Genomic DNA, 12,741 nt, shown 5'->3' on the forward strand with positions numbered 1-12,741 from the left:
CGATCTGACGGCGAACCTCCTTAACAAGCTCGTCCCGGCCAGGGGCGTCTACAAAACTCTCAAGATCCGTGGTCATTGGGTCATCCATTACAAGCTTCAATCTGCCCGTAACCTCCCTCAGCCGGGGACCTTTGGCAAGTCCAATCAAAGACCAATTATTGAGCTTGTGCCTAAATATCGGGCGGCACTCGAGATGATGAAAAAGACATCATCAGAAAGCGGGCTGCGACAATATTTCCAAGAGCGCCAAAAAAGCTAATCAATAACAGTGCGTTATAGACGACGTATTTAACGGCGCCGCATCTTGCCGGCAAACTGGCAGGGCTTTCGCAAGCCGCGGGCCAGGGTCGAAGGATTGTATTTTGGTCCAGCAAGCCCTATAACAGTGGAAACCAATTCGATACCAATTGAACAGGTGCACGCCATGACCGCCGCCACCCCGCCGATTTCCGCATTGCGGACGGATATGACAGCCGACACCTTCGAGCCGGATGTGGCCGGACAGGAGCCGTTTGACGATGGGTTCGGCGCTCTCAACGGGGTGCCCGCAATGAACGAGGGCGGTGGCAAGCGCTCCGGCCGGAATGCGTCTTCGATCACCGAGCAGCTCAAGGCTGCGATCGAGACCGGCGTCTATAAGAAGGGTTCGCAGCTTCCGCCGGAGCGCGACCTGGCGCTCAGCTTCGGGGCGGCGCGCAGCACGGTGCGCCGGGCCCTGGACCGCCTGGAACGGGCGGGTTTCATCTCCCGAAAGGTGGGGAGCGGCACCTTCGTGAACTGGTCGGCGGGTTTGGACGCCCTGGAGGACATCTCCGATGCGGTGAGTCCTCTTCAGCTGGTCGAGATGCGATTTGCCATCGAACCCTATATGGCCGAGCTCGCCGTGCAGCACGCCACGCGCCAGGAGCTCAAGGCCATGGAGGAGCTGCTCGACAAGCTCGACTCCCTGGAAGACGACAAGGATGCCTTCTCCAAATGGGATGCAGAATTCCACCTCTCGCTGGCCGAAGCGTCGCGCAATCCACTGGTCGTATTTTTCTATAAGCAGATCAATGAGGTGCGCCTGCACGCTCAGTGGGATGCCCAGAAGGAGAAGACCCTGCATCCTGAGCGGATCGCGAGCTATAACGACCAGCACCGTGAGATCTTCGGGGCGCTCTGCGAGCGGGATGCGGAAGCGGCCAAGCGCATGATCAGGGAGCATCTGACCCTGGCGCGGAACGACCTCATTCACAATCAGAGCGACTGAGGATGCTCGCTATTTCTTACGGTTCTTGCCGAAGCGCATATCGAGACCGTCGCTGCAGTCGGTTTGCAGGAACACCGACTCGACCGGCTCGGCGTATTTGTTGAGGCCGCCGGAATCCTGCACCTGCTTGTTGATGAAGCGGTTGTAGCAAATCTCGGTGGACCGGATGTTGGGAGCGCGCTTGATCCGGATCGGGTCCGGCCCCTCGAACACGTTGCGGTTGATGCGGACCTTGACGATCTTGCCCTTCCAGCCATTGATGCTGACGCCGCCGCCGACATTGTTCGTGAATTTCGAGTGCTCGATATCGATCTCCCGGACGCTTTCGTGGTCCTTGTTGGGCTCAATATCGATGCCGGCGCCCGGCGCCGTGCCCTGGGTGTCGCGGAACTCAGATCGAGTCACGAGGATCCGGCTGCCGCTGATGATGGAAAGGCCCTGGCGGCGGTTGCCGACCGCCTTAACGCCGCAAAACGCTACGTCCACCGAGTCCCGTAGATAGAAGCCGTCGCCCCACATCTCGGTCGCGGTCACGCCGACGATGGCGATGCGGCGCGCCTTGGGACCGATCTCGATGCCCATGCCGCGCGCGCCCTGCGTGCCCTTGTGGGACCTCCGGTCGCCCAGGATGGTCCCGCCGACGACGTTCACATCGCTGGCGTCCTTGATGGTCAGGGCCGCGTAACTTTTCGCCCCATTGGGGATCACCTTCAGCACCGCCTTGGGGGCGAGCTTCAGGGTCATCTTGCTCTTGAGCTTGAGGGCATGGATGCCGGTGGCGTGCACCATATAGGTGCCGTTCGGCACCAAAACCGTGCCGCCGGTGCCGGCGACCTGATCGATGGCTTTCTGAATGGCTTTGGAATCGTCGGTCCGGTCGTCGCCTTTGGCGCCTTTTTCCTTCACGCTGACGACCAGGTTCGACGTCGGGCGGGCATTGCAGGCCTCGGCCGCGGCCGCCTTGGCCGTCTGCGCGTGGAGGAAGGGAGCCGCCAGCAAGGCGGCAAAGCCAAGAACGAGCAGGAAGCGATGCATGGAAAATCCGGAAGGTTGGGACAATGAAGAGCGCTCCAACCTATACCGGATCGCGATCAACTCGTCTCCAGATAGCGCGCGCGCTCGAAGGCCGAGACATGAGCGTGGAAGGCTGCCGACTCGGCGGCGCATCTGGCGGCGTAATGCTTGACGAAGGCCTCGCCGAACAGGGCCTTGGCAGCATCCGACTGAGCCAGGCGGGCGGCGGCGGCCTCCAAGGAAAGGGGCAGGGCGCGGTCCGCCGGAACGTCGGCCAGCCGCCCGTTGCCGACGACGGGGTCGCCGGGATCGGCCTTGTTCTCGATGCCCCAGAGACCTGCGCCCAGCATCATGGCGGCGGCGACATGGGGCTCGATATCGGCGCCGGGAAGGCGGAACTCGAACCGCGTCTCTTCGGGCGTGTGGGTCACCACGCGCACGCCGCAGGTGTAGTTGCCGATGCCCCAATTGGCGGCGCGGGGAGCCCAGTTGCCCGGACGCAGGCGGCGATAGGCGTTCACGGTCGGGGCGAACATGCTCATGAGCTCGGGGGTGAGGGCCACGATGCCGCCGAGGAAGGCGCGGCCCAGATCGCTCAGGCCATGAGCTCCGTCGGGGTCGGCGAGGGCCGGCTCGCCTTCTTTATTTTTCAGGGACAGGATGACGTGGCCGCACTGGCCGGGGAATCCGTCATCGAGCTGGGAAACGAGACTGGCGGTGAGACCCTGCTGGCGGGAGATGGCCTTGATGAAGTCCTTGAACAGGGCGGCATCGTCGGCGGCCTTCACGAGGGGATCGGTGCCGAGGGTATATTCCACGCAGCCCGGCCCGAGCTCCATGCAGTGGTGATCGACGCTGATGCCGGCGGCGAGCAGCTCATCCTGCACCAGCTTCAGGAAATCGGCATCGGCTGCGGGCGCGACCGCCGACCAGCAGCGGTTATGCAGAAGGGCGGGCTGCACATCCTGCCAGTTCTTGGCCCGGAGGGTTTCGCCGTCCTCTTCCAGGAAGATGACCTCGTATTCGAAGCCGCCGAAGGGCTCCAGCCCCATGCCGCGGGCTTTGTCCACGACGCGTTTCAGCACGGCGCGCGGCGAGATCGCGGCGCTGGCGCCGCTATAGTCGGCGATTGCGAGGCAGGCGTCGGGCTCGAAGGGATAGGGACGAATGCTGTCGAGGTCGACGGCCACCGCCTCGTCGACGAACCCCTTGTCCTCGAAGCAGGTCTCGTCCGGCATCCAGTAGGGCAGGCAATCGATGAAATGCCAGCCGTCCTTCTGGGTCCGCTTGAAGGCTTCGGCGTCGAGGCGCTTCTCCCGGAAGGTCAGGTAATCGAAGATGCCGAGATGGACGTATTTGCAGTCGTCGAGTTTGACGGAGGCGGTCACGAGGAGACTCCAGACGGTTAGGCTTTGCGCATGCTCAAGCGGTGGATCTGCGCGCCACTATGCGAATGCGCGCCTCCCGTCGCAAGCGACAGGGGCGCGCAACCACTGAATGGTCTCGCTCAAAAGTTCGCCTGAAGCGAAAGCCTCGTAGCGGGTTCTCCGCTTATGACGCTTATCGGGTCTGGCCTGCCTCGAAGAGGAACCACACCCTGCGCTCGGCTTCGTCGATATAAGGCTCCAGGATGCTCACGGTCGCCACGTCGCCAAGCTCGTCGCAAAGGCTGTGGGCCTCGCGCATGCTGGCGGCGAGGGTCAAATTGTCCTCGCGGAGCTCGGCGAGCATGTCTTCGGGCGTCACGAACTGGGCGTCGTTATCCTCGATGCGCTGAAGGCGGCTGACCTCTCCGATGGAGTGGAGGGTGATGCCGCCGAGTTTGCGGACGCGTTCGGCCAGCGGATCGGTGGTGGCGAAGATCTGGGAGGCCTGCTCGTCCAGCAGCAGGTGGTAATCGCGGAAATGGCGCCCGGACATGTGCCAGTGGTAGTTCTTCGTCTTCATATAGAGAGCGAACATGTCGGCCAGCAGGGCATTCAAAGCGCCCTGAATGTCCTTGATCTCGTTGGTGCCGAAATTGGACCGGGTCTGCAGAGGAGCCGTACGGCGCTTGGAGGCGTCTTCGGTGCTCATATCGTCTCCTTCATCAATGATCGTCGTCTGACAATTAGCGGGTCCGGAATGGACCGAATATGTGGAGATATGGTTACAGACCGGCGCTCGCGCCATGGAGGCCTCCGGCAACTGAATGCCGCAGGCGAACGACCTGAAATGCGCGCTCGTGTCGTGACGAGCCGGGGCGTCCTAGAACTCGACGTCGAGCTCCTCGAGCTCGTCGGGCTCCTGGTTGGCGGCCTCGATCCATTCCGACATGAGCTGCCAGTTGAGGATCGTGGCGCAATAGCTTGCGCTCGCCGGGTCGAGCTTCACGTCATAGGTGTTGAAGCGGGTGCAGACCGGCGCGTACATGGCGTCGGCCAGGTTCGGCTCGGCGCCGAAGAGATAGGGACCGCCATAGGTCTGGAGGCATTCCTGCCAGATCGTCAGGATGCGATCGATATCGGTCTTCACGCCGGTCCAGGTGCCGAACGCCGGAAGCTTCGCCTTCAAGTTCATGGGCAGGGCAGAGCGCAGATTGTGAAAGCCGGAATGCATCTCCCCGGCGATCGAGCGGCAGTGGCACCTTGCGGCCACGTCCTGGGGCAGGATCCCGGCCTCCGGAAAGCGTTCCGCCAAGTAGTCGGCGATGGCCAAAGTGTCCCATACGCGCACCTGCTCGTGGGTGAGGCAGGGCACCAGAAACGAGGGCGAAAGAAGAAGCAGCTCGGCGCGTGTGGACGGATCGTCAGAGGGAAGCTGCTCCTCCTCGAACTCCAGCCCGGCCATCTTGCAGAGCAGCCAGCCGCGTAACGACCAGGAGGAATAGTTCTTGCTGCTTATTGTGAGGACCGCCTCGGTCATTGGCGCCTGTTCCTTCGCTGGAGGTTTCCACATAGGGGCGGCTTCTTGACACGGATGTGTCAAAAAAGTGCTCGCTGCCACCGAAAGGATGCACTAGCGTTTGCCGGCTGCGCAATGGCCGCCGTTCCGAATCGCACCGGGTGCGGCGACCTGTCTGATAAGGAACGTATGCTGTATCGCGCCTACCAAGCTCAGACTCAGCTCTTCGAACCTGCCAAGACGATGGCCCGGACCTCGCTGGCCTGGATGGATGCGTGGCGGCAGGCCACGCCTTTTCCGTGGATCGATGCGTTCGCCGCCGGCTTCGAGCTGATTGCGCGGGCGGAGTTGACCCATAAGCGGCCCGAATACGGCATCGAGCAGGTGACGGTCGGCAATAGCCTGGCGCAGGTGACCGAAGAACCGGCCCTGACGCTGCCGTTCGGGACGCTGCTTCATTTCAAGAAGGATATCTCGGCGAAACAGCCGAAGGTGCTGGTCGTGGCGCCGCTCTCCGGCCATTTCGCCACGCTGCTGCGCAACACGGTCCGCACCATGCTGCCCGAGCACGATGTCTACATCACCGATTGGCACAATGCCCGGGATGTCGGTCTGGAGGAGGGCGGTTTCGGTTTCGACGATTTCGTCGACTATCTGATCCGATTCCTGGAGGAGATGGGTCCCAGCTCCCATGTGGTGGCGGTTTGCCAGCCTTGCGTCCAGGCGCTCGTGGCGGTGGCCGCCATGGCCAAGGCGGACAACCCGGCGTGCCCGCGCAGCATGACGCTGATGGCGGGCCCGGTGGATACGAGGATCAATCCGACCAAGGTCAACGAGCTTGCGCTGGATCACCCGATCGAGTGGTTCGAGCGCAACCTGATCGCGACCGTGCCCTCCGATTACGAGGGCGCCGGACGCCGCGTTTACCCGGGTTTCATGCAGCTCACGGCGTTCATGTCCATGAACCTGGACCGCCATATGCGGACCCATCGGGATCTCTACGGCCATCTCGCAAAGGGCGAAACGGCCGAGGCGGACCGCATCAAGACGTTCTACGACGAGTATTTCGCGGTCATGGACATGCCGGCGGAATTCTATCTGGAGACGGTTCAGTGGGTTTTCCAGGAGGCGCGGCTGCCGAAGGGCGAGCTGACCTTCAAGGGCGAACCGGTGGATATGGGGTCGATTCGGAAAACGGCGCTTCTGACCGTCGAGGGCGAGCGGGACGATATCTGCGCGCTAGGGCAAACTGCCGCGGCCCACGATCTTTGCACGGGGCTGAAGCCCCACAAGAAGATGCATTACATGCAGCCAGGCGTCGGCCATTACGGCGTTTTCAGCGGAAGACGTTGGGAAAATCAGGTCTATCCGACCGTCCGCAGCATGATTTTGGCCAGCCACTAAGGGCTTTCGGGCCAGCTGGTGCCGAAAATCAACGCGCTGGTAACTTCTCTGTTTTAATGTCATTTTCGCGCTGCATTGGGGGAACCAATCTGTTATGCGTAGGTTTTCCAGTTGCCGTTCGGGCCGGCGTGCCTGACGGACCATTGCAGGAAAATGCGGGCCTCATGTGAGGCTCGTTGTTTAGTCCAAGGGGGAACGGAAATGCAGAATCCCGTTAAAGTTATCGCGGCCCTCGCGATCATGGCTGTTGGCATGACGCTTGGTGGTTGCTTCCATCATCACCAGCAGGCTGTGGTCACCGAGCCGCTGCCGCCGGTTGCTCCGCCGCTTAAGTAAGCTGCGGTTCGCAGGGTTTCGAGCTTGGTCAGGGTGCTTAGTTGCTCCCTGGCCCCGCTCGCTCTAGTGTTTGCGTAGCCCTGCGCCAGGAATTTTTCCAAACGCCCGGACTCTTATGAGCCGGGCCGTTTTGCGTTTGGGGTTGAGTCGGGCGTCGGCGTCGGATGGTACGTGGGCGTTGTGCTCCCCGCGGGCTCTGCGGAGCGGCTTCCGTTATAGGCGTAGCCTGCCCATGAATGATGGCCGGGGGAGGAACTCCATGTGGTGCTCTGGGCCCGATCCGATTCGCAGCTTCAGATGCCCATCGCGTGACGCCAAAAGAAAACGGCGCCGCCCAGGGTGGGCAGCGCCGCTTTGTTTCTCGGTACCGGCTGTCAGGCGCCGGGCGGGCAGGTCCTTATTCGGCTGCGACCGTCTTCGGTCCGGCCTTGACCTCCTGGATGCTGGTGAAGCCTTCGAATTGCGGATGGCCCTGGTAGAGGGGCTTGTTGTTTCCGGCTCCGGCGTGGGCCTTGCGGAAGGCTTCGGACTTGGTCCAGGCCTCGAACGCCTCATAGGATTCCCACACGGTGTGGGATGCATAAAGCGTGTGATCGTCGTGCTCCGGCCCCTTCAGGAGCTGGAATTCGACGAAGCCCGGCAGTTCCTCGAGATGGGTCTCGCGGGACAGCCAGACATGCTCGAAATCCTTCTCCGAGCCCTTGTTCACCTTGAAACGGTTCATGGCGATATACATCGAAACGCAATCCTCCTCTTAGATCTCGGCCCCGCGGGGCGCTTTTCCTCACTATAGCGAAAGCGCCGGCAGGGGCGAGCCCCACCGGTGCTTCCGCTCAACTCACATGAGACCCGGCCGGCGATGGCGCCGGCCAGATCCCATATTTCTTCCTTCTCAGATCGGCACGCGGCCTAGAACTGTGCGCGTGCAGACAGGTAGAAGGTCCGGCCGCGGCCCAGATCGATATCCGTATCGTCCAGTCCGGTGGCGATGGTGCTCAGGGCTGGTGTATAGGCCCGGTCGAACAGGTTCTCCACGGTCAGGCCGAGATTCAGCCACTCCCGTACCTGGTAGCTGGTGAAGAAATCGGCCAGCTCGTAACCCGCCAGCTCGTTGCCGTCGCCGAGATCGGTCGAGGACACGAAGGTTCCGCGCATCCCGATGGTCCAGCGCTGATCCATCAAGCGGATACCGCCGGTGACGGTGGCGTAATGCTCGGGCAGGTAGCTCTCTGCGCCCAGGCCGCTTCCCTGGTGGGGGAGATCGGTGTGGGTGTAGGTGTAGGAGAACCCGCCGAACGCCGTGCCGGTGTCGTAGAGACCTTCCATCTCGACGCCGTCGACGTTGGAAACGCCGAAGTTGTTACAGAAATAAGCGGTCTGGATGATGTCGATGCTGGGTGGGCCGAAGAAACCGTTCGGGAAGCTAACGTTCACATCCGAAGGGCCTTCGCACTCGGTGATGTAGTTCTCGACCTCCTGAGTGTAGTAATCGGCCTTCAAGAGCAGCTTGTCGCCGGACTGGAAGACGCTCTCCTTCGCGATGTTGAAGCCGAACTCCCAGCCTTTCTGATATTCAGGCTCCAGGAACGGGTTTGGAAGGAAGGTCAGGTTGAGGGTCGGTCCGCCGATCGGAATCGGGTGCAGACCTGTCATCAGCGTCTCCTGGACGGTCGGAGCGCGCATCGATTCCGAATAGGTGACGTAGGGCTGCAGCCACGGCGTCACCTGGGCCGCAAGAGTGACCTTGGGATCCCAGCTCGAATAATTGTTGTCGATGTCGTAGTCGCCGGCCGGCAGCCCGTACGGGTTGGTGGCCGCGAGGAAGGTGTCGCCTTCGAGCTTGTACTCGTTATAGCGGACACCGGCGGTCAGATCCCAGATCCCGTAGGAGAAGGTGGTCTGGTTATAGGCGCCCAGAAGATCGGACATGCCCGAAGGGTTCACGCCGCCATTCTGGGTGCTGACGTCGTCGCGGAAATACTCGACGCCGAACTCGCTCGCCACGGCGATCTCGCCGAGGTTGAAGCGGGAGACGTTAGAGGTGTTGAAGCCCCAGCCGTCGTCCTGCACCACGCGGTCCGTTGCATCGGCGATCGACGGCGCAACGCCGGTGTAGTAGCCGCCGTAGTTCATCTCCACGTCCGAATAGGACAGCTGGGCGCGGAAATCGATCAAGTCGTTGGCCGCCGGCGCGTAGGAATAGTTCGCCGTATAGATGTTCGACTTGAGCTTCTGATCGTAGGAGTTGGCGACGAACTCGTTGTTGTAGAGCACGGTGCCGAAGGAGAGGCGCTGCTCCGGCGTGATGTCGATATGTACCTTGCCGAGACCGGAGATCAGGTCTTCGCCGGTATAGGGAATCGTGACGCCGTTGCCGTTCTGGTAGTCCTTCTCGTCGTGCTTGCTGATTGCACCTGCGACGCTGATCTTGCCGGCCCTGGCCGCGGCTGCGCCCATCTCGGACCATCCGACGCCGTTGCTGCCCCAGTTGAGCGATGTGAGGCCACCGGAATTCTGACCGGGACGGATGATGTCCTGCACATCGAGGGTGCGGAAGTTCGCGGTACCCGCCAGGGCGCCGCCGCCGGTCGTCGTGACCGCGCCGCGCTGGATGTCGATGCCGGCGAGAAGCAGCGGATCGACATAGGCGAAGCCGCCGGCCTCATGGCCCGTGATGCGGAAGTTCTGCCGCACGCCATCGATCATCATGTTGACGCGGCCCTGGCCTTCGAAGCCGCGGATATTCACGGCGACACCCGGATTGCTGGTGCTTTCGCGGGTGAACGTGCCGGGCATGGAGCGGATGACGTTGTCGAGGCGGTCGGTGCCGAAGGTCTCGATCTCGCCGCGACCTGCTGTGCTCACGCTGGCCGGCGTGTAATAGGGCAGCTCGGCGGCGCTGATCACTTCGGTCTCGACCGTGTCGGGCGAATCGGTGCCGACCGGCTCGACGGGTTGCGGCGCTATCGCCGGGCGTGGCGTGGCCCTGCGCGTCACGACGCGGGCCGGCTGGCCGGCCTCCACGGTGATCTCGGGCAGGGTCGCTTCCTGGCCGAAGACGGGCCCGGACAGGCCGAGCGCCAGGGCGGATGCCGTGGCAACCAGCAGCAGCGGACCCCACGGAATCCGGGCGGCGCCCTCCGGCCCAGCTGCGCTGTGCGGATCTCTCAGATAGTTCGATAGTACCTCGCCGTCCGGCCGGACAGACGAGGAGATGGACGCGCCAAGGCGCGTGCCACGATGCGGTGACATCATGCCAACCCCCGTTAAACCCCAACTGTTCTTGTTTTCGGGCTGGCTGGCTGTCCGCGATTGGACGCGTTGATAGCGGGCTGGCCTAGGTCCGGCGATTTTCGAAAATCATGAGCCGGATCAGCCTGATCTCAGGTCAGGCTTGCGCAAGCTATAAATCATGACTATCAAAGTCAACAAAATGCGGCTCGGCAAACCCTCGTATTGCGCAGGGAATTCGGCTTTGCCAGAGCCTGTGTCTTTTTGGTGACAGACCGTGTGGGCCGAGGCTTCGCGCGGCGGTTTAAAAAGGTGGGGACCTATGGAATGCGCGCAATCCAGGAATGACGACGATCTGTCAGCGCAGGGCGATGCGGGGGCGTCGGAGGCTGCGTCCGAATCGACGGCGCCGGTTCGCTGGCGAATTACCGATCTCCTCAAGGGCGGCCGTGTCGCCGTCATCGAACATGGCGGCCAGGAGTACCGGCTGAGGTTGACCGCCAACGACAAGCTTATCCTGACGAAATAGGGGCTCCCGATATGACAGCATCAACCTTGCGCGTTTCCATCGGGGCCGCGCTTCTTCTCATCATGCTCGCGCTGGGCGCCTGGTGGGTGCAGGCGGCGCCGTCCTTCGCTGTGGCGGTGACGGACGCGGCGGGCGATCAGATCGAGGTGGAGGATCTTTCCCGGATCGTGTCCATTGGGGGCGACGTCACCGAAATCCTCTACGCGCTCGACAAGGACGACCAGATCATCGCCGTGGACACGACGAGCCAGTATCCGGCGACCGCGCTCGAGGAGAAGGAAGAGGTCGGCTATATGCGGGCGCTTTCCGCCGAAGGCGTGCTTTCCATGAATCCCAGCGTGATCATCGCCTCCGCCGGGTCCGGACCGCCTGAGGTGGTGAAGCTGCTGAAATCCTCATCGGTGCCTTATGTCGAAGTGCCCGACGATACCTCTCCCGAGGCCGTGGCGGACAAGGTGCGCTTCGTGGCCAAGGTGGTTGGCGAGGAAGAGGCCGGGGAAAAGATCGCGAAGGGCGTGGAGGACGATTTTGCCTTGCTCGCGGAGCAGCGTGAGAAGATCGATACGCCCAAGCGCGTTCTGTTCATCCTCTCGGTGAGCGACGGCAAGGCGAGCGTCGCGGGTGCGGGGACGGGCGCGGACGCCATCATCAAACTGGCCGGCGGGGAGAATGCCGCCGGCATGGTGACGGGCTACAAGCCGGTGGTGAACGAATCCGCCATCGAGCTTGCGCCGGATGCGATCGTGACCATGGCGCATGGAGGCCCGGGCTCGAACAGCCTGGAAATGATCAAGAGCGTCAAGGGGATGGAGATGACGCCTGCGGTGAAGAATAACCGCGTCATCAGCATGGACGGGCTTTATCTCCTCGGCTTCGGACCGCGCGCCTCGAAAGCGGCGCGGGACCTGATGGCGAAGCTCTATCCGGAGCTTGAGATCCCGCATGAAGACGGCGGCGACGGCGCCCATCATGAGGCCGGAGTCAAAAACCCCCACGCTGACCGATGAGCGTCGAGAGCGCTGACCGGATTCCGACGCTGCCGATGACCGAGCGGTCCCGGCTGGTGCCGCGCTTTCTCGCGGCATCGGCCTTGATCCTGCTGGTCACGGCGCTGCTGTCCCTATCGGTTGGGCCTACGGGGATCACGCTCACCTCCCTGCCGCGGGCGCTGGACGCCGCCTGGTTCGGTGCGAGCGATGGGGCGACGGCGCGGGAGCGGCTGGTGCTGCTCGATATCCGCATGCCGCGGACCTTGCTCGGTATGTTCGTCGGAGCAGGGCTGGCGGTGGCCGGCGCGATGATGCAGGGGCTGTTCCGCAATCCGCTGGCCGATCCCGGGCTGATCGGCGTATCGGCCGGTGCTGCGCTTGCCGCCGTCGCAACGATCGTTCTCGGCAATACGGTGCTGGCGCCCTTCATCGAACCTTTCGGCATCTATGCGCTGCCCTTCGCCGCCTTCATCGGCGGCGCGGTCTCGACGACCATTCTGGTCGCGATCGCAGGGCGCCACGGCCAACTCGCCATCGGTACGCTGCTGCTCGCGGGTATTGCGCTGGGTGCCCTGGCCGGCGCGCTGACCGGGCTTCTGGCCTACGGCAGCGACGACCGGGAGCTGCGCGATCTCACCCTGTGGTCCATGGGGAGCCTTGGGGGCGCGAGCTGGCCCAAGGTATTCGCGGTCATTCCGTTCGTTCTTCTTGTGCTGCTTGTCGCGCCGCGGCTGATCCGGGCGCTCAACGGCTTCCTTTTGGGCGAGGCGCAAGCCTTTCATCTCGGCGTCAATGTGGAGAAGACCAAGCGGCTGGCGATCCTCGCGACGGCCGCATCGGTGGGCGCGGCGGTGGCTGTTGCCGGCGTGATCGGTTTCGTCGGCATCGTGGTGCCCCATGTGGTGCGGATCATCGCCGGGCCCGATCACCGGGTCGTGCTGCCCGGCAGCGCTCTGCTCGGCGCGACGCTGGTGCTGCTGGCCGACATCTTCGCCCGCATCGTGGTCCGGCCTGCGGAGCTTCCCATCGGCATCGTCATGGCCGCGATCGGGGCACCGGTCTTCCTCCATCTCGTGCTCAAGCGCGGCGTGGGAGGCTTCGGCTAG

The 12,741-nt window shown here is 62.9% G+C and carries 13 protein-coding genes; 7 read left to right on the plus strand and 6 right to left on the minus strand.

All coding sequences use genetic code 11. The features are described from left to right. On the plus strand, positions 1 to 259 hold a 259-nt coding region (locus tag A7A08_RS16420), incomplete at its 5' end, for a hypothetical protein (RefSeq protein WP_208430551.1). 165 nt (positions 260 to 424) lie between these two features. Next, positions 425 to 1,249: a FadR/GntR family transcriptional regulator gene (locus A7A08_RS00010; RefSeq protein ID WP_069093537.1), complete on the plus strand. Its 825-nt coding sequence runs from the start codon at positions 425 to 427 to the stop codon at positions 1,247 to 1,249. A 9-nt stretch (positions 1,250 to 1,258) separates the two neighbouring features. On the opposite strand, the gene A7A08_RS00015 is transcribed toward A7A08_RS00010, so the two are convergent. The 4 genes from A7A08_RS00015 to A7A08_RS00030 all read right to left on the minus strand — a co-directional run bounded on the left by A7A08_RS00015 (position 1,259) and on the right by A7A08_RS00030 (position 5,167). Then, a complete protein-coding gene (locus tag A7A08_RS00015) occupies positions 1,259 to 2,284 on the minus strand; it encodes a glycosyl hydrolase family 28-related protein (protein ID WP_069093538.1) in 1,026 nt (341 codons plus the stop codon). Between the two features lie 56 nt (positions 2,285 to 2,340). Next, on the minus strand, positions 2,341 to 3,651 hold the full coding sequence (locus A7A08_RS00020; protein ID WP_069093539.1) for a glutamine synthetase family protein: 1,311 nt from the start codon (positions 3,649 to 3,651) through the stop codon (positions 2,341 to 2,343). A 172-nt stretch (positions 3,652 to 3,823) separates the two neighbouring features. After that, positions 3,824 to 4,339: a Dps family protein gene (locus A7A08_RS00025; RefSeq protein WP_069093540.1), complete on the minus strand. Its 516-nt coding sequence runs from the start codon at positions 4,337 to 4,339 to the stop codon at positions 3,824 to 3,826. Positions 4,340 to 4,510: 171 nt separating this feature from the next. Then, positions 4,511 to 5,167, minus strand: coding sequence for a glutathione S-transferase family protein (locus tag A7A08_RS00030; RefSeq protein WP_069093541.1), 657 nt, complete (start codon positions 5,165 to 5,167; stop codon positions 4,511 to 4,513). Between the two features lie 168 nt (positions 5,168 to 5,335). Here A7A08_RS00030 and A7A08_RS00035 point away from each other — a divergent pair, with 168 nt between their 5' ends. Together A7A08_RS00035 and A7A08_RS17035 are read left to right on the plus strand one after the other, a co-directional pair. Further along, positions 5,336 to 6,550: a polyhydroxyalkanoate depolymerase gene (locus A7A08_RS00035; RefSeq protein ID WP_069094231.1), complete on the plus strand. Its 1,215-nt coding sequence runs from the start codon at positions 5,336 to 5,338 to the stop codon at positions 6,548 to 6,550. Between the two features lie 201 nt (positions 6,551 to 6,751). Continuing rightward, positions 6,752 to 6,886: a hypothetical protein gene (locus A7A08_RS17035; protein WP_280948541.1), complete on the plus strand. Its 135-nt coding sequence runs from the start codon at positions 6,752 to 6,754 to the stop codon at positions 6,884 to 6,886. Positions 6,887 to 7,283: 397 nt separating this feature from the next. Here A7A08_RS17035 and hmuQ read toward each other — a convergent pair whose 3' ends face one another. Together hmuQ and A7A08_RS00045 are read right to left on the minus strand one after the other, a co-directional pair. Beyond that, positions 7,284 to 7,622, minus strand: coding sequence for a heme-degrading protein HmuQ (gene hmuQ / locus A7A08_RS00040; RefSeq protein ID WP_069093542.1), 339 nt, complete (start codon positions 7,620 to 7,622; stop codon positions 7,284 to 7,286). A 173-nt stretch (positions 7,623 to 7,795) separates the two neighbouring features. Then, positions 7,796 to 10,141, minus strand: coding sequence for a TonB-dependent receptor domain-containing protein (locus tag A7A08_RS00045; RefSeq protein ID WP_083226319.1), 2,346 nt, complete (start codon positions 10,139 to 10,141; stop codon positions 7,796 to 7,798). Between the two features lie 298 nt (positions 10,142 to 10,439). Between A7A08_RS00045 and hemP the strand changes: the two genes are divergently transcribed. The 3 genes from hemP to A7A08_RS00060 are packed head-to-tail and all read left to right on the plus strand — an operon-like array spanning position 10,440 to position 12,741. Further along, positions 10,440 to 10,646 carry a hemin uptake protein HemP gene (hemP, locus tag A7A08_RS00050; RefSeq protein ID WP_069093543.1) on the plus strand — a complete coding sequence of 69 codons (207 nt, stop codon included), beginning with the start codon at positions 10,440 to 10,442 and terminating at the stop codon, positions 10,644 to 10,646. 11 nt (positions 10,647 to 10,657) lie between these two features. Continuing rightward, positions 10,658 to 11,653 (plus strand): heme/hemin ABC transporter substrate-binding protein, encoded by a 996-nt coding sequence (locus A7A08_RS00055; RefSeq protein WP_083226320.1) that lies wholly within the window; start codon positions 10,658 to 10,660, stop codon positions 11,651 to 11,653. Continuing rightward, entirely contained in the window at positions 11,650 to 12,741 is a 1,092-nt protein-coding gene (locus A7A08_RS00060; protein ID WP_069093545.1) for a FecCD family ABC transporter permease, read from the plus strand. The genes A7A08_RS00055 and A7A08_RS00060 overlap by 4 nt, the downstream gene beginning before the upstream one ends.

This window comes from Methyloligella halotolerans (assembly GCF_001708935.1).
GTDB lineage: Bacteria > Pseudomonadota > Alphaproteobacteria > Rhizobiales > Methyloligellaceae > Methyloligella > Methyloligella halotolerans.

What these genes read in the sequence shown, in the direction of transcription:
- A7A08_RS00055 (WP_083226320.1), top strand. Translation starts at nt 10,658, where the DNA reads ATGACAGCATCAACCTTGCGCGTTTCCATCGGGGCCGCGCTTCTTCTC.
- hemP (WP_069093543.1), top strand. Translation starts at nt 10,440, where the DNA reads ATGGAATGCGCGCAATCCAGGAATGACGACGATCTGTCAGCGCAGGGC.
- A7A08_RS00010 (WP_069093537.1), top strand. Translation starts at nt 425, where the DNA reads ATGACCGCCGCCACCCCGCCGATTTCCGCATTGCGGACGGATATGACA.
- A7A08_RS00060 (WP_069093545.1), top strand. Translation starts at nt 11,650, where the DNA reads ATGAGCGTCGAGAGCGCTGACCGGATTCCGACGCTGCCGATGACCGAG.
- hmuQ (WP_069093542.1), bottom strand. Translation starts at nt 7,622, where the DNA reads ATGTATATCGCCATGAACCGTTTCAAGGTGAACAAGGGCTCGGAGAAG.
- A7A08_RS00045 (WP_083226319.1), bottom strand. Translation starts at nt 10,141, where the DNA reads ATGATGTCACCGCATCGTGGCACGCGCCTTGGCGCGTCCATCTCCTCG.
- A7A08_RS00025 (WP_069093540.1), bottom strand. Translation starts at nt 4,339, where the DNA reads ATGAGCACCGAAGACGCCTCCAAGCGCCGTACGGCTCCTCTGCAGACC.
- A7A08_RS17035 (WP_280948541.1), top strand. Translation starts at nt 6,752, where the DNA reads ATGCAGAATCCCGTTAAAGTTATCGCGGCCCTCGCGATCATGGCTGTT.
- A7A08_RS00035 (WP_069094231.1), top strand. Translation starts at nt 5,336, where the DNA reads ATGCTGTATCGCGCCTACCAAGCTCAGACTCAGCTCTTCGAACCTGCC.
- A7A08_RS00030 (WP_069093541.1), bottom strand. Translation starts at nt 5,167, where the DNA reads ATGACCGAGGCGGTCCTCACAATAAGCAGCAAGAACTATTCCTCCTGG.
- A7A08_RS00015 (WP_069093538.1), bottom strand. Translation starts at nt 2,284, where the DNA reads ATGCATCGCTTCCTGCTCGTTCTTGGCTTTGCCGCCTTGCTGGCGGCT.